The sequence below is a fragment of the Cerasicoccus arenae genome (genome assembly GCF_014651635.1).
GTDB classification, from domain to species: Bacteria; Verrucomicrobiota; Verrucomicrobiia; order Opitutales; family Cerasicoccaceae; genus Cerasicoccus; species Cerasicoccus arenae.
Map to the genome: position 1 here is coordinate 1 of NZ_BMXG01000062.1, position 536 is coordinate 536.

Consider the following 536-nt stretch of genomic DNA (forward strand, 5'->3'; position numbering starts at 1 on the left):
AATGGCGGTACTGGATTTAGTAATGCGTGGGCCAACAGTGGCGCGGGCGGAGATACAGTCACTTATCCGGGGAATACCTATAGCTCTGGTGCTGATAATCTAAGCGTCACGGGTGGCTTTACGACAGTGACAAATACGGCCACGGCTGGCTCTTTTCGTGATTTCTCGGCCATCACTGCGCCTGATGGCACGACGACTTACTGGTTCTCGCTGATTTCTTCAACGGGTGGTGTTGCATTTGGCTCTGGTGGTGATGAGGCCTCCTTGCAAATACGCGATTCAGATAACACCGAACTGCTTTCGGTAGGTGCCTTTGGCAGTTCTGCAAATTGGCGTATCCGCGCCAAGAGTGCCGACGGAGCCACCGCTGGATTCAGCGATGGCGGCGATGCGCCGAATTCAGGAACGAGCGCCTTTATTGTCATCCAAGTTAATATCAATACGGCAGACTCCGCCGCAGATGATCTCTACTTCTGGGTGAATCCTTCTTTGGACTCAACGCCTACAATCGGCAGCGCTACAAGTTCAATTACCGG

Annotated in this window: 1 pseudogene; it reads left to right on the plus strand. The window is 53.0% G+C overall.

Going from position 1 to position 536, the window contains the following annotated elements:
• Nucleotides 1-536 (plus strand): annotated as a pseudogene (locus tag IE065_RS17895) (hypothetical protein); the annotation flags it as partial.